The organism is Streptomyces violascens, assembly GCF_014649955.1.
Lineage (GTDB): Bacteria > Actinomycetota > Actinomycetes > Streptomycetales > Streptomycetaceae > Streptomyces > Streptomyces violascens.
This window is the reverse complement of sequence record NZ_BMUA01000013.1, coordinates 1-22,398: the sequence shown is the minus strand read 5'-3', so window position 1 is coordinate 22,398 and position 22,398 is coordinate 1. Positions and strand designations below refer to the sequence as shown.

The following is a 22,398-nucleotide window of genomic DNA, read 5'->3' as shown; positions in this document are numbered from 1 at the left end:
GTTTGAACTGGCAGCGTCCATAAAGGTGTTGGGATTGCTCGGCATGATCATCACGTCCCTGTGATCAATGTTCGCGTACGTACGGGAATGGGGCGAGCGCGCGGAGGCCCGTCGGCGCCCGGCGCCGGTCGGCCCTCGGGCCTGTTGGCGCTCGGGCCGGTCAGCGCTCGGTGCCCGCCTCGGCCGGGCGCCAGCGGAACAGCCGTCGTTCGGCGAAGGTGAGCAGCCCCTCGGTGAGCAGCGCCACGACGGCGAGGATGGCCATCGCCGCGTACACCCCCGCGGCGTTGAACGTCCCCTGCGAGGCGGCTACGAGGAGGCCGAGCCCCTTGGTCGCGCCGATGTACTCGCCGACGATCGCGCCGATCAGCGCGAAGCCGAAACTGACGTGGAGGCTGGTGAAGATCCAGGAGGTGGCGGAGGGAATCACCACCTGGAGGGTGACCCGGCGGTTGCTCGCGCCGAGGATGCGGGCGTTGTTCACCAGGTTCCGGTCGACCTCGCGCGCCCCCTGGAAGGCGTTGAAGAACACCGGGAAGAAGACGAGCACGACGGCGGACGCCACCTTCGAGGCCGGTCCGAGGCCGAACCAGATCAGGAAGACCGGCGCGAGCACGATGCGCGGGATGGCGTTGAGCACCTTGATGTACGGGCCGAGGACATCGGCGAGGAAGCGGATCCGGCCCAGCGTGATGCCGAGCACGACACCCGCCGTGACCCCGAGGACCCAGCCGAGCAGCGCCTCGTAGAGGGTGTACCAGATCTGTTCCCACAGCGATCCCTGTGCGGTGCCGTGCACGGCCCACTCGCGGATCTGGTCCCAAATCGCCGACGGCATCGAGAAGTTGAACGGGTCGATGACCTCGGCGCGGGCCAGGATCTCCCAGAGCGCGACGACCACCACCAGGAGCAGGACGCGGCTGCCGTGCACGAGGAGCCGGCGGTTGCGGGCGGCCCGGGCGCGGGCCCGGGCGCGGGTGCCGGGCTTGACCCCGGGGGCGGCGACGGTGTCAGGCGACATCGGCGGCACCCCGCTCGCGGGTGATGCGGACCTCTTCGCCGAGCGATTCCCAGATCTCCCGGTAGATCTCGATGAACCGGGGTTCCAGGCGCACCGACTCGACCTTGCGCGGGCGCGGCAGGTCTATGTCGAAGATCCGCTTCACGGTGGCCGGGCCCGCTGTCATCACGACGACCCGGTCGGCGAGCGCGATGGACTCCTCCAGGTCGTGCGTGACGAACACGACGGAGGCTCCGGTGCCGGACCACAGGTCGAGGAGTTCGTCCGACATCAGGGCCCTGGTCTGCACGTCGAGGGCCGAGAACGGCTCGTCCATCAGCAGGATCCGGGGGTCGTTGACGAAGGTCGCGGCCAGCGCGACGCGCTTGCGCTGGCCGCCCGAGAGCTGGTGCGGATAGCGGTCCTCGAACGCCGAGAGGCCGACCCTGGCCAGCCAGGCCCGCGCCATCTCCTTCGCCTCGGCCTTCGCTACGCCGCGAAAGCGCGGGCCCGCCATGACGTTGGAGAGCACGGTGCGCCAGGGGAAGACGGCGTCCTGCTGGAAGACGAAGCCGACCTTGTCGCCGATGCCCTCCACCGGCTCCCCGGCCACCAGGACCTCTCCATCGGTGGGCTCCTCCAGACCGCTGACCAGGGTCAGCGTGGTCGACTTCCCGCAGCCGGTGGGGCCGACGACGGCCACGAACTCGCCCTGCCCCACGGTCAGATCGAGCTCCCGCACGGCGGTGTGCAGCGTCCCCGACGGCGTACGGAACGCCTTGCCGGCGCCCCTCAGCTCGATGGCGGGGCTGGTGTCTGTGTTCATGGAGCGGGACCGTAGATGCGGCCCGAGCCACGGCGTCAGCCTTGTGGTCTCAAGACACACTTCTGCTCGCAAACCCCTGTTGTGCTCGTTTTGCGCGCGATACAACTGCGGGGTTCGAAGCACGGGCATGGAGGAGGAGAGCGTCTTGATCGACGTCCTGGTCGTGGACGACGACTTCCGTGTCGCTGAGATCAACGCGGCCTACGTCGGGAAGGTTCCCGGGTTCCGGGTCGCGGCGCGTGCGCACAGCGCCGCCCAGGCCCTCGCCACGCTGGAACGCCGCCGGATCGATCTCGTCCTGCTCGACCACTTCCTGCCCGACGAGACCGGGCTCAGCCTGGTCCGCCGGATGCGTCAGCAGGGCCACCACACCGACGTGATCATGGTGACGTCGGCGAGCGACGTGGCCACCGTCCAGGCCGCGATGCGCCACGGCGCGCTGCACTATCTGGTCAAGCCGTTCACGTTCGCCGGGCTCCGGGCCAAGCTCGACTCGTACGCGACCTTGCGGCGCACGGTGGAGCGGGCGGCGGGGACAGCCGGCGACGGTCCCGCGGCCCAGGACCAGGAGCAGGTCGACCGGATCTTCGCGGCCCTGCGCACCGGGCTGCCCACCCGCCACTCGGTACCGACCGCGGAGCTCATCCGCGACGTCCTGCACACCGCGGACCACCCGCTCTCCGCCCACGAGGTCGCCGACCGGACCGGCCTGAGCCGCTCCACGGCCCAGCGCTATCTCCGCCTCCTGGAACAGTCCGGCCGCCTCCGCCTGACCCTGCGGTACGGAGAGACGGGCCGCCCGGAACATCGGTACGCATGGGCCGTGTGAGACTCAACCGCCAGGGATCTGAACGGAGTTGACTCGGTTCGGAACCCGAGCGGGGGCGAGTGCTACACGGCGCCCGCCCCCGTCAGAGCTCGTACCTCCGTCTCCGCGTTCTTCGCCTCGTCCGGCATGTCGCCGGAGGTCACCGTGCCGAGCCAGCCCGCGAGGAATCCCAGCGGGATGGAGACGAGCCCCGGGTTCTGCAGCGGGAAGAACTGGAAGTCCACGCCGGGGAAGAGGGATTCGGGGCTGCCGGAGACCACGGGCGAGACCATCACCAGGACCAGCGCCGGGATCAGGCCCCCGTACACCGACCACACGGCCCCCCGCGTCGTGAAGTTCCGCCAGAACAGGGAATACAGCAGCACGGGAAGGTTCGCTGAGGCGGCCACCGCGAAGGCCAGGCCGACCAGGAAGGCCACGTTGAGGTCCCGGGCGAGGAGGCCGAGGGCGATGGCCACCGCCCCGATCCCCACCGCCGCGACCCGGGCGACCGCCACCTCGCTGCGCTGCTTGGCATGCCGGCGCCGGAGCGAGGCGTACAGGTCGTGGGCGACGGACGCCGAGGAGGCGAGGGTGATGCCCGCGACCACGGCGAGGATGGTGGCGAAGGCGACGGCGGCGACCACGGCGAAGAGAACCGTTCCGCCTGTGGAACCGGCACCACCGCCCAGATTGTAGGCGAGCAGCGCAACGGCCGTGTTCCCGGCGGGATTCGACGCCTTGACCTCGGCCGAGCCGACCAGCGCGGCCGCGCCGAAGCCGAGCACGATCGTCATCAGGTAGAAGCCGCCGATGAGGCCGATGGACCAGACGACCGAACGGCGCGCGGCCCGAGCGGTCGGCACGGTGTAGAAGCGCGCGAGGATGTGCGGCAGCCCGGCCGTGCCGAGGACCAGGGCGAGCCCCAGGCTGATGAAGTCGCATCGCGCCGTCCAGTCACCGCCGTACTTCAGGCCGGGTGAGAGGAACTCCTTTCCGTGGCCGCTGTGTTCGGCCGCCGAGTTCAGCAGCAGATTGATGTCGCCGTGGAAGCGCAGCAGCACCAGCACGGTGAGGGTGATCGTGCCGGCCATGAGCAGGACGGCCTTCACGATCTGGATCCAGGTGGTGGCCCGCATCCCGCCGAGCGACACATAGACCACCATCAGGGCGCCGACCCCGATGACCGTCCAGCTCCGCGCGGCATCGCCGGTGCCGCCGAGCAGCAGGGCGACCAGGCTCCCCGCGCCGACCATCTGCGCCACCAGATAGAGAACGGACACGGTGACCGAAGAAGTTCCCGCCGCGATCCTCACCGGGCGCTCGCTCATCCGGGCCGCGACCACGTCGGCCAGGGTGAACCGGCCGCAGTTGCGGACCAGTTCGGCGACCAGGAGCAGCACCACGAGCCAGGCGACGAGGAAGCCCACGGAGTACAGCATTCCGTCGTAGCCGAAGAGCGCGATGAGTCCGGAGATGCCGAGGAAGGAGGCGGCCGACATGTAGTCGCCCGCGATGGCAAAACCATTCTCCATGGGCGAGAAGAGGCGCCCGCCGGTGTAGAACTCCTCGGCCGAGCCACGCCGGTTGCGGCTCACCCAGGTGGTGATGGCGAGCGTCGCCGCCACGAACGCGCTGAAGAGCAGCAGTGCCAGAATCTGATGGTCCCCGCCGACGATCACCTGTTGGTCTCCCGTGTCGTTCCCTGTCCGCCGATCCACCGGGACCCGCGGCCCTGTTCTGCCTGCGGGTTCGGCCCGTCGCGCGGTGGGTTGTTCTGCTGGTTCTGCTCGAACACGACCCAGCGCAGCTCCAGCGCGGCCCGGTCCCGGCGCAGCCGCGCATGGCGCGCGTACGCCCAGGTCAGCAGGAAGGTGGTGAGGAACTGGGCAAGCCCCGCGACCATCGCCACATTCACCGCGCCGGCCACCGGGCGGGCCATGAGGCCGGGGGCGCCGACCGCGGCGATCACATAGGCGAGGTACCAGGCGAAGAAGGCAAGGACGGCCGGGACGACGAAGCGGCGATAGCGGCGGCGCACCTCCTGGAAGGCTGCGCTGCGGTGCACTTCGAGATAGATCTCGGCCGGGCTGAGCCGTTCCTCGCCGTCGCCGTCGTGCTGTGCGGGCACGGTCGCGGGGACCGTCTCGCCGTCCAGTTCGCCCCACCCGGAGGCGAGGGCGTCATACCAGGGGTCGTCGATCCGCGCCGCCGCGGGATCACGCCCTTCCTGCTCGTCCACCGCACAACTCTCCTTGCCCACGGCCCCGTTCGGCCGCGTGGCCCAAGGATGGGCAGAGGGGGCGGGCCCTGAGCTCTCCTATGCCCCCGCTTCACTCCATTAGGTGATGGAGCTTGGTGAGGGAGCCACCTCGGGGCAACCCACTAGCCGCGCGGCGGCTGGGCGAGGCCGTGCAGGTAGGCGTACCGCATGGCCTGCACCCGGTCGCGCACCCCGGTCTTGCCGAAGATGTTGTTGATGTGCGTCTTCACGGTGGCCGTCGAGATGTGCAGGGCCCGCGAGATCTCGGGGTTCGACATCCCCTCGGCGACCAGCCCCAGCACTTCGCCCTCACGCACGGTGAGCCCGTCGGGCAGCTCGGCCGGTGCGGCGGGGACCGGCGGCGGCGCGGTCACCCGTTCCAGGAGGCGGCGCTGCACGGCGGGGGCGAGCCCGGCCTGCCCGGCCAGCACGTCCTCTATCGACTTGACGATCTCCTCGCCCCCGGCGTCCTTGGTGAGATAGCCCCGCGCTCCCGCCTGCAGGGCCGGGAAGAGCGAGTCGTCGTCCGCGTACGTCGTCAGGATCACCACCTCGGTGCCGGGATGCCCGGCCCGGATGCGGCGGGTCGCCTCGACCCCGTCGCAGCGCGGCATGCGCAGGTCCATCAGGACGATGTCCGGAGCCAGTTCGGCCGTGAGGGCGACCGCCTCCTCTCCGTCCCGCGCCGATCCGACGACCTCGATGCCCGGCAGCAGACCGAGCAGCATCACGATGCCCTCACGCACCACGGACTGGTCGTCGGCCACGACCACCCTGATCGTCCCCCGTGCCCCGGGCCCGCTCCCGGTCATGCGGGCACCCTCAGTCTCACCACGAAGCCCTCCTCCTCCGGCCCGGCCTCCAAGGTCCCGCCGAGCAGTTCGGCGCGTTCCCTCATCCCCAGCAGACCGTATCCGGAACCACTGACAGCGAGCTCCTCCGCCCGCTTGCGCCCGCCCGAGTCCCGTACTTCCAGGGCCACTTCGTCCCGCAGATATTCCAGCCGTACGGCGACGACCGCGCCCGGCGCGTGCTTGCGCACATTCGTCAGGGCCTCCTGTGCCACTCTGCGCACGGCCTGCGAGGCCTCCGCCGGCAGCGGCCTGCGCTCCCCCTTCACCTGCACCCCGGCCCCCGGGGCGAGCCCGGTCCCGGCTCCCGATCCCTCGATCAGGGTCTGCAGAAAGTCCTCCACGGGGGTCATCTCGCCGCGCAGCGCGGAAAGTGCCTGGCGGGTCTCGGCCAGGCCCTCCCTCGCCATGCCCCGGGCGGCCACCACCCGTTCGAGGATCTTCTCCCGGAACTCCCCGGGCGGCTCCCGCTCGATCAGCAGCCGCGCCGCCTCCAGGTGCACCAGCTGCGCGGAGAGGCTGTGCGCCAGTACGTCGTGGATCTCGCGGGCGATCCTGGCCCGCTCGCCCAGCGCGGCGGACCGCGCCTCGGCGGCCCGCGCGGCCCGCTCCTGGGCGAGCAGCCGCTGGGCGTTGCCCCGGGCCTCGGCATCGAGGCGCAGCACATATCCGGCGAGCCCGAGCCCGGCCGCGGTCACCGCCGTGGTCAGCCAGTTGTCGTTGTTGACCAGGCAGTACGCGGCCAGTGCCACCACGGTGCACGGCACGGCGGCGCCCAGGGGCAGTCGTTCAAGGGCGGTCACCGCGCAGCCGCACCACAGAACCAGCGCGAGCACCGGCCAGCCCGCCGCCCTGGCACCGGCCGCGGCTCCCATCACCAGCAGGAGCGTGGCCAGCGAGGGCCAGAGCCGGTGCTCCAGGGTGAACCGGAAGAACACGCGGGCCAGCAGCACGGAGCCAAGGACGAGGGCCACGCCCGCCACCCAGGCCCACGCCCCGTTCCCTGGGCCCTCCTTGCTGCTGAACGTGGACCAGAGCAGCCCGCCGAACACCACGGCCCTGATGCCCCGGGCGAGATTGCGTCTGGCACGGGGCAGGCCCTCACGGGAGAGCGCTTCCCGCGAAGGCCAGCTGAGCCAGGTCTCCAGGGTCACACGCGGTCCTTCCACACCTGCTGGGCGGGGCTTGCGGCAGCAACACCGTACGACGCGAGGGCCGGGCGGGCCCGCCACATCAGGAGGGCGCCGCGGACGAGCAGGGAGGCGGCCAGCGCGGCCAGGAGGGCACCGGTGCCCATGTGGATCCCGGCCAGCGCGCCGAGCCCCGCGAGCCCCACGCGCAGGGCGATGCCCAGGACCCAGATCCCGGCGGTGGCCTTGGTGCCGCGGGACCACACCGTGCCGTCCGGCTCGGTCCATATCTTCGAGGTCCAGGCCCAGCCGACGCCCATGAGCACGCCGGTCACGAGCTCGGCCCCGAGCAGGGCGATCGAGCCGGCTCGGTGGTGCTGGTCGACGAGCCCGCCGTTCTTCACCGCGAAGAACACCAGGACGGCGGGAATGATCCACCACTTCCTCCCGTCGCCGCCCAGCTGCTGCGGCTTGAACTGGCGGACGAGGATCAGCGCCACCACCGCGACCGCCACGAGCACGTTGAAGAGCGCGGACATCGGAGCCTCCGGACTACGAGAAGACGAGACGCCGGGAGCCGGAGTCTCCGTACGTCTACGAAGTTACGGAAACGGCCTGGTCAGAGGCATCGGATCAGGGGTGGACCGCAGGTGGATGTTCCGTCTCCACCCACGGGTGGAGACGGCGAACGCCGGCCCGGGAAAACCCCGGACCGGCGTTCGTCGGGCCGGGATCACGCGTCGATGCGCGAGCGGTCCAGCGTGGCCGCGGAGCTGGTGATGAACTCCTTGCGCGGCGCCACCTCGTTACCCATCAGCAGGTCGAAGACCTGCTCGGAGGCCTCCAGGTCGCCGATGTTGATCCGGCGCAGGGTGCGGAACCGCGGGTCCATCGTGGTCTCCGCCAGCTGGTCGGCATCCATCTCGCCGAGGCCCTTGTAGCGCTGGATGGTGTCCTTGTAGCGGACGCCCTTGCGCTGGAACTCGAGCAGCGTGGTGCGCAGCTCGTTGTCCGAGTACGTGTAGACGTACTTGTCCTGGCCCTTCTTGGGCTGGACCAGCTCGATCCGGTGCAGCGGCGGCACCGCGGCGAAGACCCGGCCCGCCTCGACCATCGGGCGCATGTAGCGCTGGAAGAGGGTCAGCAGCAGGATCCGGATGTGCGCGCCGTCGACATCGGCGTCGACGAGCAGCACGATCTTGCCGTACCGCGCCGCGTCGATGTCGAAGGTCCGGCCCGAGCCCGCCCCTATGACCTGGATGATCGCGCCGCACTCCGCGTTCTTCAGCATGTCGGAGACCGACGCCTTCTGAACGTTGAGGATCTTGCCGCGGATCGGCAGCAGCGCCTGGAACTCGGAGTTCCGCGCGAGCTTGGCGGTGCCGAGAGCCGAGTCCCCCTCGACGATGAACAGCTCGCTGCGCTCCACGTCGTCGCTGCGGCAGTCGGCCAGCTTGGCCGGCAGCGAGGACGACTCGAGAGCCGTCTTGCGGCGCTGCGCCTCCTTGTGCTGGCGGGCCGCGATGCGGGTGCGGGCGGCCGCGACGATCTTGTCGAGGACGGCCCTGGCCTGCGCCTTCGCGTCGCGCTTGGTCGAGGTGAGGAACTCCTTGAGCTCCTTGGCGACCACATTGGCGACGATCCGGTTGGCCGCGGACGTACCCAGGACCTCCTTGGTCTGGCCCTCGAACTGCGGCTCCGCGAGCCGGACGGTGACGACCGCGGTGAGCCCCTCCAGGGCGTCGTCCTTGACGACGTCGTCCTCGGCGACCCGCAGCATCTTGGCTGAGCGGAGCACCTCGTTGACGGTCTTGGTGACGGAGCGCTCGAAGCCGGTGACGTGAGTGCCGCCCTTGGGGGTGGCGATGATGTTCACGAACGACTTGAGGTTGGTGTCGTACCCGGTGCCCCAGCGCAGCGCGATGTCCACGCCCAGTTCCCGGGTGACCTCGGTGGGCGTCATGTGGCCGCGGTCGTCGAGGACCGGCACGGTCTCCTTGAAGGTGCCCTGGCCGGTGAGGCGCAGCACGTCGTTGACGCCCTTGTCCTGGGCCAGGTACTCGCAGAACTCGCTGATCCCGCCGTCGAAGCGGAACGTCTCCTCGGTCTTGCCCTCGCCGTCCAGACCGCGCTCATCGCGTACGACGATGGTCAGGCCCGGCACCAGGAACGCCGTCTGGCGGGCCCGCTGGTAGAGCGTGTCCAGGGAGAGCTTGGCGTCCTTGAGGAAGATCTGGCGGTCCGCCCAGTAGCGCACCCGCGTGCCCGTGCGGTTCTTGGGCACGCGCTTGCCCTTGAGCAGCCCGTTGCCCGGGTCGAAGGGGGAGTCCGGGCCCTGCTCGGTGAAGATGCCGGGCACTCCGCGCCGGAAGCTGATCGCGTGCGTGGCGCTGTTGCGGTCGACCTCGACGTCGAGGCGGGCCGAGAGCGCGTTCACCACGGAGGCGCCCACGCCGTGCAGGCCGCCGGACGCGGCGTAGGAGCCGCCGCCGAACTTTCCACCGGCGTGCAGCTTGGTCATGACGACCTCGACGCCCGAGAGCCCGGTCTTGGGCTCGACGTCGACAGGGATGCCCCGCCCGTTGTCACGCACCTCCACGGAGGCGTCGTCGTGCAGGATCACTTCGATGTGGTCGCAGTAGCCGCCCAGGGCCTCGTCGACGGAGTTGTCGATGATTTCCCAGAGGCAGTGCATCAGACCGCGGCTGTCCGTGGACCCGATGTACATGCCGGGTCGCTTGCGGACCGCTTCGAGGCCTTCGAGTACGAGCAGATGCCGAGCGGTGTAGTTGGAGCCGTCGCGGTCTGCCCCGCTCAGCAGCGCAGTGGACGGAACGGACGTCTCGGCGGTCACGCAGTTCGCTCCTCGCTGAATTTCAATCGCGCCCCTGGTGGGTAAGGGGTCGGCGTCGGTCGCCGGTCAGAGGGTACCGAGGCCTGGTAGAGCCGTTGTAACGCCACCCTCGCGAATCCTCATGCTAGTCCAGTGTCGCAAACATGTTCGATCCCTCGTGGGGGTGACGCGGATATCACGTTCCCATTCAGGCATGAACCATTTAGGCTCCGGGCACGTCCTCATGAACAACCGGCAACCCCGCCGGGAGGGCCAAACGAGACAAGCAACGCGAAACCCGTAAAGCTCCGCAATACGGCTCATTCGCCGCCAACCGGCAGCAGACAGCCACCTTGACCAAGAACTTTCGAGGAAAAGCCACGAGCGGGAACGTTTTCGGCCTGGTTGGATGTTGACCCTGGTACGACAGCTCGTCGAGCTAGAGAAGAGGCGACGTGACTACTGTTCTGACCCCCGCGAGCCCCCTGACGGCCGCCGACCGTTGCGACCGCTGCGGCGCACAGGCCTACCTTCGCGTAGTCCTGACCAGCGGCGGCGAGCTGCTCTTCTGCGCTCATCACGGACGTAAGTTCGAGCCGGAACTGAAGAAGATCGCCGCTGACATACAGGACGAGACGGACCGCCTCACGGCGGTGCCCGAGTCCGCAGGCGACGAGGATCGCTGAGACCTCGCATCACGACGAGCCAGGGCCGGTCCAGGACCGGCGACGGGCGGTCGCTCCCCGTGCAGGGGGAGCGACCGCCCGTTCTCATGTCCGGATGGCTCTCCCGTCCACTCAGGCCGTGCCGGGCCTCGTCACGGCCGACACCCGCGTGTACACCCCGGGGCTGTCGGCCCGCCCGCAGCCGTTGCCCCAGGAGACCAGGCCGATGAGCCGGCCCTGGGCCACCAGCGGCCCACCGCTGTCGCCCTGGCAGGCGTCGTGGCCACCCCTGGGATCGCCTGCGCACAGCATGGTGGACGCCTCGTACGTCCCGTCGGAGTTCGGCGGGTAGGCGCGCTCACAGGCCGCGTCCGGCAGCACCGTGACGGCCGCCGCGCGCAGCGCCGTCGGGTACCTGCCGCCGCCCGTCGTGTCGCCCCAGCCGTAGACCGTGGCCCGCGTGCCCGCCGTGTACCCCGCGTCGCCCGCCGGGGCCGTGGCGATCACATATGAGGCGGGCAGCGGGGTGGCCAGAGTCAGCACCGCCATGTCGCCCGCGTTGGTCCCCGCGTCGTAGCCCGGGTTGACCCACGTGGCGCTCACCGGGATCTCCTGGCCGACGCTCGAACGCAGCTCGGTGCGGCCGGCGATCACTTTGAGGTCCCGCACCTGGGACACGTCCACGCCCAGGACGTCGTGGCGCAGGCAGTGCGCGGCCGTCAGGACCGTGGTGGGCGAGATCACCGCTCCCCCGCAGAACTGGCCCGCCCTCGTACCTCCGAACCGGTCACGGCTGGACAGCGCCACCACCCAGGGGCTGTCCGAGATCTGGACCTTCTGCCCACCGATGACGACCTCGTCGGCGGCCGCGGGCGGCGGCGCTCCCAGTGCGGTGACCACAAGGGCGGCTGCCCCTGTCACGGCTCGGGTGATGCAGCGGCGCATGGGGTCTCCTGACTCTCGGTGACACAGGCACACTCAGCGTCATTCAGAGAGCCGTGCACCGCACCCGCGGATACGCCCGAGGGCCCGGCCTCCCCAAGGAGACCGGGCCCTCGACGACGTACGACCGCGACCTAGTCGAGGTAGTCGCGCAGGACCTGCGAACGCGACGGGTGGCGCAGCTTCGACATGGTCTTGGACTCGATCTGGCGGATCCGCTCACGGGTCACGCCGTAGACCTTGCCGATCTCGTCCAGCGTCTTCGGCTGGCCGTCGGTGAGGCCGAAGCGCATGGAGACCACGCCCGCCTCACGCTCGGAGAGCGTGTCGAGCACCGAGTGCAGCTGCTCCTGGAGGAGCGTGAAGCTGACCGCGTCGGCCGGGACGACCGCTTCGGAGTCCTCGATGAGGTCACCGAACTCGCTGTCGCCGTCCTCACCGAGGGGGGTGTGCAGCGAGATGGGCTCGCGGCCGTACTTCTGGACCTCGATGACCTTCTCAGGGGTCATGTCGAGCTCCTTGGCCAGCTCCTCCGGGGTGGGCTCGCGGCCCAGGTCCTGGAGCATCTGGCGCTGGACGCGCGCGAGCTTGTTGATGACCTCGACCATGTGCACCGGGATACGGATGGTGCGGGCCTGGTCTGCCATGGCGCGGGTGATCGCCTGACGAATCCACCAGGTGGCGTACGTGGAGAACTTGTAGCCCTTGGTGTAGTCGAACTTCTCGACCGCGCGGATCAGACCGAGGTTGCCCTCCTGGATGAGGTCCAGGAAGAGCATGCCGCGGCCGGTGTAGCGCTTGGCCAGCGAGACCACCAGGCGGAGGTTGGCCTCCAGGAGGTGGTTCTTGGCGCGGCGGCCGTCCTCGGCGATGATCTCCAGCTCGCGCTTGAGCTTCGGCGCCAGCTTGTCGGCGTTCGCCAGCTTGTCCTCGGCGAACAGGCCGGCCTCGATGCGCTTGGCGAGCTCGACCTCCTGCTCTGCGTTGAGGAGCGGGACCTTGCCGATCTGCTTCAGGTAGTCCTTGACCGGGTCGGCGGTGGCTCCGGCGACCGCGACCTGCTGGGCGGGAGCGTCGTCCTCGTCCTCGTCGGACAGGACGAAGCCCTTGCTCTCGCCCTCGGGCTCCTCGTCGTCACCCTTGCCGGGCGCGGCGTCCTCGAGGAGCTCGTCGCCCTCGACGGCCTCTTCGTCGTCGCCCTTCTTGGCGGCGGTCTTCTTCGCCGCGGTCTTCTTGGCCACCGCCTTCTTCGCGACGGTCTTCTTGACGGCCGCCTTCTTGGCGACAGCCTTCTTGGGGGCGTCCTCGGCCTCGTCGGCCGACACGTCCACGGTCTCGGCCGGGGCCGCGGAGGCGGCGACGGTCCTGGTGGTGGTCACGGTCGTCTTGGCCGCGACCGTCTTGGTGGCGGTGCGCTTCGCCGGGCTCTTCGCTGCGACGCTCTTGCGTGTGCGCTTCGGTGATTCCGCGGCACTGACCATCAGCGTCACACCCTCTTCCTCGAGGATCTGGTTGAGGCTGCGCAGAACATTCTTCCACTGGGTCGGCGGAATCTGGTCGGCTTCGAAGGCCCGACGCACGTCATCGCCGGCGATCTGTCCATCAGCCTTTCCTCGCTCGATGAGCGCCATCACAGACTCGGACTCGGCGATCTCCGGCGGGAGCGTACGGGATGTGCTGGCCGACACGAACAACCTCTCGAAACGATGGAAAACGGCTTCCGGCCCCGCCCAGGATCGGGCCGGAGCCGACGACCACCGGCTGGGAATGTGCCGGGGGCGCGGGCTGAACCTCGGAGCTGCACAGCGCCACGCATGGCCGCTGTATTCCCTCCTCGGCTGTTACCTCTTAAGTCATCGCATGGTTCCGAGGAGTGTTACGCGCAATCTTCGTGGCCCGAGTCACACTCCAAAGGCGACCAAGGGGTCACAAGGGGCATATACCCCGTAATTGAGTGCGCCGGACCCCCTCCAGGATCCGGCGGCACAGCAGGTCCGGCGGGGTTCCGGTCAGTGCTCGCGCGGTGCGGGGACGACCCGCTCCACCTCCGGGTGGACGGTGAGCAGTTGACGTACGGCCGTCTCGGCCGCCAGCGGGTCGCCGTTGGCGAGGGCGTCCACGATCCGCCCATGGTGCGCGAGGGAGCCGTCCGAGGGGCGGTCACAGCCGGTGACCGGGGAGCCGGAGACCTGGAGCGCGGCCGAGACGATGCCGGAGAGATGCTCCAGCATCCGGTTACCGGCGAGCTGGATCAGTAGGGAATGGAACTCGGCGTCGGCCCGCGAGAAGGTGATCGCGTCCCCCTGGGCGAGCGCGTGGCCCATGATCTCCACCATGTCGCCGAGGCGCTGCTGGATGTCCTCGCGGCCGTGGCCCGCGGCCAGGCGGGCAGCGAGCGGCTCGATGGTCCAGCGCAGCTCGGCGAGCTCGCGGCGCTGGTCGTCGCGCTGGGGGCCGAAGGCGCGCCACTCGATGATGTCGGGGTCCAGCAGGTTCCAGTCGCTGACCGGCCGGACCCGGGTGCCGACGTTGGGCCGGGCGCTGACCAGGCCCTTGGCCTCGAGCACGCGCAGGGACTCGCGGACGACCGTGCGGGAGACCTCGAACCGCTGGCCGATCTCCTCGGGAACGAGCGGGCGGTCCGCGCCGAGGTCGCCTGAGACGATCATCTGGCCGAGCTGCTGGACGAGTTGACCGTGCAGGCCGCGGCCGCGGCTGCCCGCCGCGCGTCGGCCGACCCGGCCGAGTTCCGCGTCGCCGCTGTCCCAGGAGGGGGTGCCGATCCGGTCGGAGGGGCGCGCCTCCCCGTAGGGGTAGCGGTCGAGTTCGCCCGGGGCCGAGAGGCCGGCGTCGGCGGTGCGGGCGGTCATCATGGTGTGCGCAAGGGTGCTCATGCACCCTTTGTCGGCGGGACCGCGGCGCCCCTTGAGGTCTTTGGTGAAAAGCACACGAAAGGGTGATCACCGCCCGCCCCGCAATTGACGCTTTATCGGAAAGAAGCGGGCATTCCCAAGGGAGTTCTGGGCAGATGCTCGCTCTCTGGTCCCCGGCCCCTCACCAACGGGCCCTGGCACGCAGGCCGGTGACCAGATATGCGCAGATCAGGACGGTGAGCGACAACGCGAGCGCGGCTCCGACCGGCTCGGCGACCAGGTGCAGGACGACGATGAGCCAGTGGTCGAGGGCATGCGGCCACCGCACCCAGGCCAGGTCGCGCAGCCGGTCGGGAAGCCCGGCGGCGGAACGCACCGTGTGCCCGTCGACAGCCTTCTTCAGGAGCGGTACGACGACGACGGGCACGGCGAGGACCGCGGCGAGACCCGCGACGGTGGCCCGGAAGATCCCGGCGGCCAGCAGCCCGGCCCAGGCGCAGCCGACCGTGAGAGCGGCCCAACTGGCGCCCGGCGCAACCCATTCGTGCCACGCGTGCGGCGGCCCTGCCATGGCGCCGCCGTACACCAGGCGCAGCATCTGGTAGTCGACCGCGGCCGCGAGTGCGGCGAGCAGGAGGGCCACCGCGGCGGTCACGGCGAGTTTGGCGCCGAGCAGGCCGAGCCGGCGCGGGACGGTGCCCCGGTCGGCGGCGAGCGCCGGGTAGCGGTACTCGTCGCCGAAGGCGAGCGCGCCGAACAGGCCCGCGCCGAGCGCGGCGGGCGGCAGCGGAAGCAGGCCGGGCCAGGCCGCGAGGAGCCGCGGCAGCGGGGCGTGCCCGGCCCTGGCGAGCAGCACGGACAGGACGGCCGACAGCGCCAGAACGCCCGCCGCCAGCAGGAACGTTGTCCTCACGCCGAGGAGCCTGCGCAGTTCGTAGCGCAGGGGGCGCAGCGGGGTGCGGGCGGGCCTGCGGGTGATGGGCAGGGGGTGGGAACCCCGGGGCGGTCCGGGGCGTTCCTGGGGTGGGACGGTGACGCTCGGGCCGGCGTCACCGACCTCGTCGGCGAGCCGGTGGAGCAGCACGCCGTTGCGGAAGGCCGTCTCCCCGACCTCCGCGCAACTGCTGCCGTACACGGACAGGCGGTTGCCGTCCTCGGCGACCACCTCGACGGAGCGCTGAGCGGCGCGCGCCTCCCGGCTGACCAGGGCGCCGAGGCGGGCGGCGTGCGGGGTGGCGACGGCGACGCGGGGCCGCAGCCGGGTGCGGGCGAACTCGGTGGCGCACTGGTCGGCGACGAGGCGGCCGCCGTCGATGGTGACGACCCGGTCGGCGACCCGGGCCGCCTCCTTGGGGTCGGCGAAGGTGCACAGGACGGTGCCGCCGTGGTCGGCGTGGCCGCGCAGGAGTCCGTAGAGCCAGGCGTTCTCGCGGGGGGAGAGCCCCTCGGCGGGTTCGTCGAGGATGAGGGTGTGCGGGTCGCCGAGGAGGGCGGCGGCGAGGCCGAGACGGCGGTCCATGCCGAGCGAGAGGGTGCCCAGGCGCTGGTCGGCGAGACCGGAGAGGCCGACGACTTCGAGCATCTCGTCGGCGCGCGACACCGGGACACCCGCGACGGTGCACATAAGCTTGAGCTGCCCCCTGGTGGTGCGTACGGGGTGGCCGGGCACATCGCCGAGGAGGGTGCCCACTTCGCGGGCGGGGTGGGCGATTTCGTGCAGGGGGCGGCCGCGGAAGTAGGTCACGCCCCGGCCCGGTTCGAGTTCGAGCATCAGACGCAACGCCGTGGTCCGCCCCGAACCCGGGGCGCCGAGGAGGGCCGTGAGCTGCCCGGGTCTCGCTTCGAAGGTGAGGTCGTCGACGGCGGGCGGAAGGTCTCGGCGGGGGGCACTGGTGAGTCCGATTGCCTGGAGCATCGTTTCTCCCGCGGTAGATGAGACCGCTCGGCGGCAGGCCGGGGTACCGCAGCAAGATAACGCGACATTTCGGACTTTTTGCGCAGGGTCGGGGCGATGTGGCCCCGGATGTCAGGCCTTTGGAGGCCACGGCGGGACGAGCGAACGCCTGCCGACCCGGACCGGCCCCCCGCACCGGATGCCGGGGACGGCCTCGGGGCGCCTCTGCTCCTGGGAGCCGGCTCGGCACCGGGGCCGGCGCGGACCATGCCGGATCTCCCGGTCCTTGTGTCCCCGCGGGTCGGCCTCAGACCTCGGGACGCAGCATCGGCGGGTTGAGCAGCGTCGCGCCGCCGGCCCGGAAGAGCTGGGCGGGGCGGCCGCCCTGCCGGGTCGTGGTGCCGCCGGCCGGGACCAGGAAGCCCGGGGTGCCGGTCACCTTGCGATGGAAGTTGCGCGGGTCCAGAGCCACGCCCCACACCGCCTCGTACACCCGGCGCAGCTCGCCGACGGTGAACTCGGCCGGGCAGAAGGCGGTGGCCAGCGAGGAGTACTCGATCTTCGACCGGGCCCGCTCCACCCCGTCCGCCAGGATCTGGGCGTGGTCGAAGGCGAGCGGCGCGGGCTGCTCTCCGTCACGGCCGAAGCCGCCTTCCTGACCCAGCAGGTCCTCCACAGGGGCCCAGCGCGCGCTGTGCGCGTCGCCGCCCGCGCGCGGTGCGGGCAGGTCGGGCGCGAGGGCGAGATGGGCCACGCTGACCACCCGCATGCGGGGGTCGCGCCGGGGGTCGCCGTAGGTGGCGAGCTGTTCGAGGTGGGCGCCATTGGCGAGGGCCGGGGCCGACGGGTCGGAGGCACACAGCCCCGTTTCCTCGCCGAGTTCCCTGGCCGCCGCGGTGGAGAGGTCCTCGTCGTCGCGGACGAATCCGCCGGGCAGCGCCCAGCGCCCCTGGAACGGTGGCTCCCCGCGGCGCACCACGAGCGCGCAGAGCGCGTGACGGCGCACGGTCAGCACGACCAGGTCGACGGTCACGGCGAAGGGCGGAAAGGCCGACGGGTCGTAGGGCGACATGCCGCGATCATAGTCGTCTGCCTGACGATAAACACTCCCCTCGACACCCTCCTGCACTTCTTCTCCCCGCGCGCCTCCCGCGGCGCTCATCCCGCTCAGCCTCCCAACTGGAGCCATTCGGCGGCCTGCTCGACCATGCCGACCCCGAGCCTGCTGATCCGTACGGTGAACCGCTCCCCCGCGACGCTCAGGCCCGCGAGCCGGACCGCCCCCAGCGGGGCCGACCGCATCGGGTCGAGCGCGACCGATCCGGCCGGGGCGTCCGGGCGGATCCCGGCCAGGGTGGTGAGCAGCTGGATGCCTGCCGCGGCCGCCACCGCCGCCGGACGACAGGCCGCCGGATGCGGCACGGGCACGCTGCCGGCGGTGCGCTGCTCCCCCGCGTACATCTCGGGCAGCCGGTGGCCGAAGGATTCCGAGGCGGCCAGGACGCCCCGCAGCAGGGCGGCGGCCTCCTTCTCGTAGCCGGCGGCCGCCAGGCCCGCGACGGCGACGGCGCTCTCGTGGACGCGCACCGCCCCGGCCCGGTGCCCGAACGGGTTGTACCCGGGCTCCTTGGCAGCGAGCCCGCGCAGCCCCCACCCCGAGTCCATCGCGGGGCCGCCGAGCAGCCGGGCCAGCTGTTCGGTCTGCACCTTGTCGAGCAGCCCGGGGGCGGGGCGGCCGCCGCCCAGCAGTCCGGTGTCCAGCAGGTGGGCGGCGCCCGCGCCGAGCAGCGGGACCGGTCGCCCGTCGGCGGTGCGGGCGGCGGCGGGACGGCCGCCGCCGAGGTCGTCCAGCCAGAACTCCGCCCGGAACCTGTCCCTGAGCGCCCCGGCCCGCGCGAGCCAGGCATCGGCGCCGGGACGGCCGCACTCCGTCAGCAGTTCCGCGCCTAGCAGCGCGGCCCGGTGGACGTGGGCCTGGGTCTCGGCGCGTACGAATCCGGCGGCCCCGGGGCCGGTCTCGGCGAGGTAGCCGTTGTCGTCCAGGGCGGCGGCCAGCCAGTGCAGGCAGCGCTCGGCGGCGGGCAGCAGCTCGGTCACCTCCGGCTCGGGCAGTCCCCAGCGCCGCGCCTCCGCGAGCACCACCGGGAAGGCCAGGGTGGCTTCCACCCCCGTACAGCCGGGCGGAAGGTAGGGGCCCGCGTCCCTGAACGGGCCCGGAATGCGGCCCAACTCCGTTCCACCCCCGCCGAGTTGAGTCCTGGCGAGCGTGCGGAGGGTGGCTGCCGCGAGCCGGGTGGACAGCGGCAGCGCCATCCGGGCCGCCCAGAGCGCCTCCGCCGGCGCGGCCCCGCACCGCCAGGGGACTCCGGCCGCCGCGTACAGGTCGGCCGGGCGGGCCGGGTCTCGGATCAGGAGGGCCCGCAGATCGTCGATGCTGTGGTGGAGCAGCGCCGCGACGCGCGGGTCGTCGCCCTCGGCCCTGGCGTCCTGGGGCGAGGGCAGCGGGCTCGCGGCATGACCGGGCGGGCGCACCGGCCGGCCGGTCCTGATGTTCAGCCGGATCGTGCACGAGCCGCCCGGAGGCAGTTCCACGGCCCAGCGCAGCACCCCGGCGGAGGCGAGCGCGTCGGTCGGCGGAGGCTGGGCGGTCACCGCCGAGTGGGCGCCGCCGGAGGTCCAGCGCATGCCCGAGTCGTGGACGCTTGCGGGCAGTTCGGGGCCGGCGCGGCCCGCGGCGACCACGCCCAGCTCCGCCAGATCGGTGCCGAGCGCGATCTCCACCGGCAGCCGCAGCGGCCGGGCCGCCGAGCTGCTCAGGGTGATGCGCTCGGTTCCGTCCGCGTGGCGGAGGCGTTCGACGGTGATCTCCGGGTCGGGCCCGCCGTCCGCCGCGGTGCGGACCACCGCGAGGAAACGGGCGCGGTCGGCCGATATCGCCCTGCCCTGCACGGCGATCGGGTCCCGGCCCGCCACCCTCAACTGGCAGCGGGAGAGGAGCCGTCGGCCGTGCTGGTAGAAGCCTTCGAGGCCCTGCCCGGTCAGCTGTCCGTGCTCCGGCGACACCGCGAGGCCGGGCAGGGCCACACAGATCACGGCCGCGTGCACGGCGGGCAGCTCGCCGAGCGGCCCGGCGGCTCTCGGCAGGACCGGCCCCGGCGTGCTCCCGGTGCCGGTACGGGGAGGGGCGGTGAACACCATACGTACCCTTTTCTGAGCGCTCCGGGCGCCGACGGTGGAGGGGGGCGGAAGCTGCCACCCGTGCGGCGCGGTGCCCGGTGCCACGCCGCCACTCGGGTGAACGCCGCGAGCCTCGACCGGGTCACGGACGGATCGCTCCGCCGCGCAACCCGGGTCCGGATGCCCCGCGCCTCCCCCGTCGCCCGGCCTCCTTCGATCGCCCCGGCCCCGCACCTGCGGACCGAGCGGCCGACGCCGCCTTTCACCCCTCCCGATTCACCCGCTCCCCGCCCCGGCGGCGCACCCGGTCACGCGTCTTCTCCGGATATGGGCGGGCAGGCTCCGGATGCCCCGAACTACCCGTCTGGCGTGGTGAGTTGGCGCTCCTTCGCGCGGCCGGTGCGGACTTGCGCCGCGCCTTGGGGCGGGGCGTCCGGCGCGCGAGCGGGTCCGCGGATTCCCCGGCGCCTTTGGGGGTGGGCGCGACCGAGTCCTCCGGCCCGGTCGGCTCCGCAGCGCGCTCGGCCGGGTCGGCAGCGTTCATCTCCACGGCGGCATCCGGCTCCGCCAGCCTCGCGGCGCGTTCCTCGCGCAGACAGACGCGCAGCTCTTCCGGGTCAAGGCCCCCGTTGCAGGCCCGGTGGAGCAGTTGGGCGAAGCGGTAGTCGGGGTCGGCCTTCAGGGCGAGGCTGAACGCCACCCGGGCGTTCGGGTCGTCGCCGGTCGACCAGGAGACCCAGCCCGCCAGGGCGAGCAGCGCGGCGGCATGGTCGCCGTACGGGCCGACGCAGCGGCGGGCCAGCGCCCGCCACAGGCGCAGGGCGGGCCCGGCTTCCGCCCCCTCCATCCACTCCGCGGCCCAGTCCCGCGTCGTGCGGTCCTGGAGGCCGAGGATCACCGCCGCCGCCTCGTCGTGGGCGATGAGCCCGTCGTCCAGGTCGTCCGACGCGTTCTTGCCGAGGAGCAGGGTGCCCGCTCCCCTGCCGCCTGCCGGGAGGACGTCCGTGCCGCGGGCCGGGGCGGGTGCCTCCGCGATCCGTCGCATGAGCCGGGCCGCGAGGTCGAGCGTCTCGTCGGCCACGGTGCGCCGGTCGCCCTCGCTCAGGATGCGGGGGAACATCTCGGCGGCCGCGGCGTCCAGCGCCCGTTCCTGGTCGGCTGCCGCCCCGGTCCGCCACGGCGCGAGCCGCTCCTCCATCTCCCTCAGGGATCCCCGCACTTGGATGCCCGCGTAGGTGGCCGCGGCCGCCATGACGGAGGTGCCCGGCAGAGCGAGCACAGTGCCCTCCGGTGGGCAGCACCGGGCGTCCGGGCAGCAGTACGACCAGTAACGGCCGTCGGAAATGCAGAGCGCTTCGAGTACGGGGACGTCGAGGCCCCCGCACGCGATGCGGAGGCGTTGGGCCAACGGCCGCAGCCTTTCCATCACTTCGCGTCCGCTGCCGCCCGACGACGGGTCCTGGCAGAGGAAGACGACGATTCCGTCGGGCCGGGGTCCGCGCCGCTCGCTCCCCGTGATCAGGCAGTCGGCGAGCTGGCCGGCGATGTCGGACCACTCCTGCGGCGAAGCGGGCAGCCCCACCCTGACCCGGCCGCCGAACCGCCCGCTCTCGCCGTGCAGCGCGACCAGCACGGCCGAGTCGGTCGGATGGAAGCCCATCAAGTACGGCAGCGCGTCGGCCAGTTCGGCCGGTCCGCGCAGGGTGATCCGCGGCTCCCCCGACGAGCCGCGGGATTCGGAAGCGCGGGCGCCGGCGGCGTACGGCTCCTGGGGCTCGGAGGGCTCGGGCCCCCAGGACTCGCACCCGCAGGATTCAGCCGCGCGGGAGTCGGGGTCATGTGATTCGGATTCGTGGGATTCGCTTGTGTCTCGCATGACTTGAGGGTTTCGCGATCGCGGATCTCCCACCACCCCTGTGGATAACCTTGTCCACAGGGCGAAGGCGCTGGTCATACAAATGGCGCGACCCCAAGCGGGCGGCCCAACCACCGCTGCCGCAGGCCGAGTTCAGCCCTGCCAGGAGTGGGGCGCGCAGTGACCCGGGGTCCGCCATCCCGCCCTGGAGCGGACGCGCCTGGCGGCCGGGGAGTTGGCCTGGGCGGCGGCGCGGGCCAGGAGCACCGCAGTGATGGCGGCGAGTTCCTCGGGACCGGCCTCACCCCGTTCTATGCGTACGACGGTGTTGCGCACGACTTCACCGCGTACGGCTCCACCGCGTACTACCTCATCGCGTACGGCCTCATCGCGCACGACGCCATCCGGTGCGACAGAATTGGCACTCACAGCTTGAACTCCCTTTCTACTGAGGGGGGTTGCCGTGTTTGCGGGACGGCAGGTCGGCGTGCTTGGTCTTGAGCATCGCCAGCGAGGCGATCAGAACGGCCCGGGTCTCGGTCGGATCGATGACGTCATCGACCAGACCCCGCTCGGCCGCGTAATACGGATGCATCAGCTCGGCCTTGTACTCCTTGACCATCCGCGCCCGCATCGCCTCCGAATCATCGGCATCCGCAATCTGACGACGGAAGATCACATTCGCCGCACCCTCCGCACCCATCACCGCGATCTCGTTCGTCGGCCACGCGTAGGTCAGGTCGGCACCGATGGACTGCGAGTCCATGACGATGTACGCACCGCCGTACGCCTTGCGCAGGATCAGCGAAATCCGCGGCACCGTGGCATTGCAGTACGCGTACAGGAGCTTCGCGCCGTGGCGGATGATGCCGCCGTGCTCCTGCGAGACACCCGGCAGGAACCCGGGAACATCGAGCAGCGTCACGATCGGGATGTTGAACGCGTCGCACATCTGCACAAACCGGGCCGCCTTCTCCGAGGCCTCGATGTCCAGGACACCGGCCAGGGACTGCGGCTGGTTGGCGACGATGCCCACGACCTGGCCGTCCAGCCGGGCCAGCGCGCAGATGATGTTCCGCGCCCACCGCTCATGGACCTCCAGGAAGTCCCCGTCGTCGACGAGCTCCTCGATCACCTTGTGCATGTCATACGGGCGGTTCCCGTCGGCGGGCACCAGGTCCAGGAGAGCCTCGGAGCGGCGGTCGGCCGGGTCGTCACAGGTGTGGACCGGCGGGTTCTCCCGGTTGTTCGACGGCAGCATCGAGATCAGATACCGCACCT

General features: G+C 71.4%; 19 protein-coding genes. 2 read left to right on the top strand and 17 right to left on the bottom strand.

Going from position 1 to position 22,398, the window contains the following annotated elements; all coding sequences use genetic code 11:
- Nucleotides 1–160: 160 nt before the first annotated feature.
- Nucleotides 161–1,021 carry an ABC transporter permease gene (locus tag IE206_RS24105; protein ID WP_189965404.1) on the bottom strand — a complete coding sequence of 287 codons (861 nt, stop codon included), beginning with the start codon at nucleotides 1,019–1,021 and terminating at the stop codon, nucleotides 161–163.
- Nucleotides 1,011–1,826 carry an ABC transporter ATP-binding protein gene (locus IE206_RS24100; protein ID WP_189965402.1) on the bottom strand — a complete coding sequence of 272 codons (816 nt, stop codon included), beginning with the start codon at nucleotides 1,824–1,826 and terminating at the stop codon, nucleotides 1,011–1,013. Before IE206_RS24100 ends, IE206_RS24105 begins: the two co-directional genes overlap by 11 nt.
- 145 nt (nucleotides 1,827–1,971) lie before the next feature.
- On the opposite strand from IE206_RS24100, the gene IE206_RS24095 reads away from it, so the two are divergent.
- Nucleotides 1,972–2,655, top strand: a complete 684-nt coding sequence (locus IE206_RS24095; RefSeq protein ID WP_189965400.1) for a response regulator — start codon at nucleotides 1,972–1,974, stop codon at nucleotides 2,653–2,655.
- A 62-nt stretch (nucleotides 2,656–2,717) separates the two neighbouring features.
- On the opposite strand, the gene IE206_RS24090 is transcribed toward IE206_RS24095, so the two are convergent.
- The 6 genes from IE206_RS24090 to IE206_RS24065 form a co-directional block, all read right to left on the bottom strand.
- The gene (locus IE206_RS24090; protein ID WP_226599788.1) at nucleotides 2,718–4,316 is read right to left on the bottom strand and encodes a monocarboxylic acid transporter; all 1,599 of its coding nucleotides are present in this window, start codon (nucleotides 4,314–4,316) and stop codon (nucleotides 2,718–2,720) included.
- The gene (locus tag IE206_RS24085) at nucleotides 4,313–4,876 is read right to left on the bottom strand and encodes a DUF485 domain-containing protein (protein WP_189965398.1); all 564 of its coding nucleotides are present in this window, start codon (nucleotides 4,874–4,876) and stop codon (nucleotides 4,313–4,315) included. The genes IE206_RS24090 and IE206_RS24085 overlap by 4 nt, the downstream gene beginning before the upstream one ends.
- A 143-nt stretch (nucleotides 4,877–5,019) precedes the next feature.
- A complete protein-coding gene (locus IE206_RS24080; protein ID WP_189965397.1) occupies nucleotides 5,020–5,709 on the bottom strand; it encodes a response regulator transcription factor in 690 nt (229 codons plus the stop codon).
- Nucleotides 5,706–6,902, bottom strand: a complete 1,197-nt coding sequence (locus tag IE206_RS24075) for a sensor histidine kinase (protein WP_189965395.1) — start codon at nucleotides 6,900–6,902, stop codon at nucleotides 5,706–5,708. Before IE206_RS24075 ends, IE206_RS24080 begins: the two co-directional genes overlap by 4 nt.
- The gene (locus tag IE206_RS24070) at nucleotides 6,899–7,417 is read right to left on the bottom strand and encodes a DUF1453 domain-containing protein (RefSeq protein ID WP_189965393.1); all 519 of its coding nucleotides are present in this window, start codon (nucleotides 7,415–7,417) and stop codon (nucleotides 6,899–6,901) included. The genes IE206_RS24075 and IE206_RS24070 overlap by 4 nt, the downstream gene beginning before the upstream one ends.
- Nucleotides 7,418–7,611: 194 nt before the next feature.
- Nucleotides 7,612–9,732 carry a DNA gyrase/topoisomerase IV subunit B gene (locus IE206_RS24065; RefSeq protein ID WP_189965391.1) on the bottom strand — a complete coding sequence of 707 codons (2,121 nt, stop codon included), beginning with the start codon at nucleotides 9,730–9,732 and terminating at the stop codon, nucleotides 7,612–7,614.
- Nucleotides 9,733–10,166: 434 nt separating this feature from the next.
- On the opposite strand from IE206_RS24065, the gene IE206_RS24060 reads away from it, so the two are divergent.
- Complete coding sequence (locus tag IE206_RS24060; RefSeq protein WP_053725523.1) at nucleotides 10,167–10,397, top strand: DUF7455 domain-containing protein; 231 nt, start codon at nucleotides 10,167–10,169, stop codon at nucleotides 10,395–10,397.
- A 111-nt stretch (nucleotides 10,398–10,508) separates the two neighbouring features.
- Here IE206_RS24060 and IE206_RS24055 read toward each other — a convergent pair whose 3' ends face one another.
- The 9 genes from IE206_RS24055 to IE206_RS24015 form a co-directional block, all read right to left on the bottom strand.
- Complete coding sequence (locus IE206_RS24055; protein WP_189965389.1) at nucleotides 10,509–11,321, bottom strand: serine protease; 813 nt, start codon at nucleotides 11,319–11,321, stop codon at nucleotides 10,509–10,511.
- 131 nt (nucleotides 11,322–11,452) lie between these two features.
- The gene (locus tag IE206_RS24050; protein ID WP_189965386.1) at nucleotides 11,453–13,006 is read right to left on the bottom strand and encodes an RNA polymerase sigma factor; all 1,554 of its coding nucleotides are present in this window, start codon (nucleotides 13,004–13,006) and stop codon (nucleotides 11,453–11,455) included.
- A 321-nt stretch (nucleotides 13,007–13,327) separates the two neighbouring features.
- Nucleotides 13,328–14,212 carry a FadR/GntR family transcriptional regulator gene (locus IE206_RS24045; RefSeq protein WP_189965384.1) on the bottom strand — a complete coding sequence of 295 codons (885 nt, stop codon included), beginning with the start codon at nucleotides 14,210–14,212 and terminating at the stop codon, nucleotides 13,328–13,330.
- Between the two features lie 160 nt (nucleotides 14,213–14,372).
- Nucleotides 14,373–16,106, bottom strand: a complete 1,734-nt coding sequence (locus IE206_RS24040; protein WP_189965382.1) for an ATP-binding cassette domain-containing protein — start codon at nucleotides 16,104–16,106, stop codon at nucleotides 14,373–14,375.
- Between the two features lie 286 nt (nucleotides 16,107–16,392).
- The gene (locus tag IE206_RS24035) at nucleotides 16,393–17,157 is read right to left on the bottom strand and encodes an NUDIX hydrolase (protein ID WP_189965380.1); all 765 of its coding nucleotides are present in this window, start codon (nucleotides 17,155–17,157) and stop codon (nucleotides 16,393–16,395) included.
- Between the two features lie 95 nt (nucleotides 17,158–17,252).
- Nucleotides 17,253–19,283 (bottom strand): glycogen debranching N-terminal domain-containing protein, encoded by a 2,031-nt coding sequence (locus tag IE206_RS24030; protein WP_189965378.1) that lies wholly within the window; start codon nucleotides 19,281–19,283, stop codon nucleotides 17,253–17,255.
- A gap of 241 nt (nucleotides 19,284–19,524) precedes the next feature.
- Nucleotides 19,525–21,138, bottom strand: coding sequence for a DUF4192 domain-containing protein (locus IE206_RS24025; RefSeq protein WP_189965376.1), 1,614 nt, complete (start codon nucleotides 21,136–21,138; stop codon nucleotides 19,525–19,527).
- A 132-nt stretch (nucleotides 21,139–21,270) separates the two neighbouring features.
- Nucleotides 21,271–21,453, bottom strand: a complete 183-nt coding sequence (locus IE206_RS24020) for an acyl-CoA carboxylase subunit epsilon (RefSeq protein WP_189965680.1) — start codon at nucleotides 21,451–21,453, stop codon at nucleotides 21,271–21,273.
- A gap of 109 nt (nucleotides 21,454–21,562) precedes the next feature.
- Nucleotides 21,563–22,398: acyl-CoA carboxylase subunit beta (locus tag IE206_RS24015; RefSeq protein WP_308433945.1), on the bottom strand; the 836-nt coding region annotated here is incomplete at its 5' end.

Bases quoted from the DNA above. Each gene is read 5' to 3' on its own strand.
- IE206_RS24105 (WP_189965404.1), bottom strand. From the start codon at position 1,021: ATGTCGCCTGACACCGTCGCCGCCCCCGGGGTCAAGCCCGGCACCCGC.
- IE206_RS24100 (WP_189965402.1), bottom strand. From the start codon at position 1,826: ATGAACACAGACACCAGCCCCGCCATCGAGCTGAGGGGCGCCGGCAAG.
- IE206_RS24080 (WP_189965397.1), bottom strand. From the start codon at position 5,709: ATGACCGGGAGCGGGCCCGGGGCACGGGGGACGATCAGGGTGGTCGTG.
- IE206_RS24070 (WP_189965393.1), bottom strand. From the start codon at position 7,417: ATGTCCGCGCTCTTCAACGTGCTCGTGGCGGTCGCGGTGGTGGCGCTG.
- IE206_RS24055 (WP_189965389.1), bottom strand. From the start codon at position 11,321: ATGCGCCGCTGCATCACCCGAGCCGTGACAGGGGCAGCCGCCCTTGTG.
- IE206_RS24045 (WP_189965384.1), bottom strand. From the start codon at position 14,212: ATGAGCACCCTTGCGCACACCATGATGACCGCCCGCACCGCCGACGCC.
- IE206_RS24040 (WP_189965382.1), bottom strand. From the start codon at position 16,106: ATGCTCCAGGCAATCGGACTCACCAGTGCCCCCCGCCGAGACCTTCCG.
- IE206_RS24035 (WP_189965380.1), bottom strand. From the start codon at position 17,157: ATGTCGCCCTACGACCCGTCGGCCTTTCCGCCCTTCGCCGTGACCGTC.
- IE206_RS24030 (WP_189965378.1), bottom strand. From the start codon at position 19,283: ATGGTGTTCACCGCCCCTCCCCGTACCGGCACCGGGAGCACGCCGGGG.
- IE206_RS24025 (WP_189965376.1), bottom strand. From the start codon at position 21,138: ATGCGAGACACAAGCGAATCCCACGAATCCGAATCACATGACCCCGAC.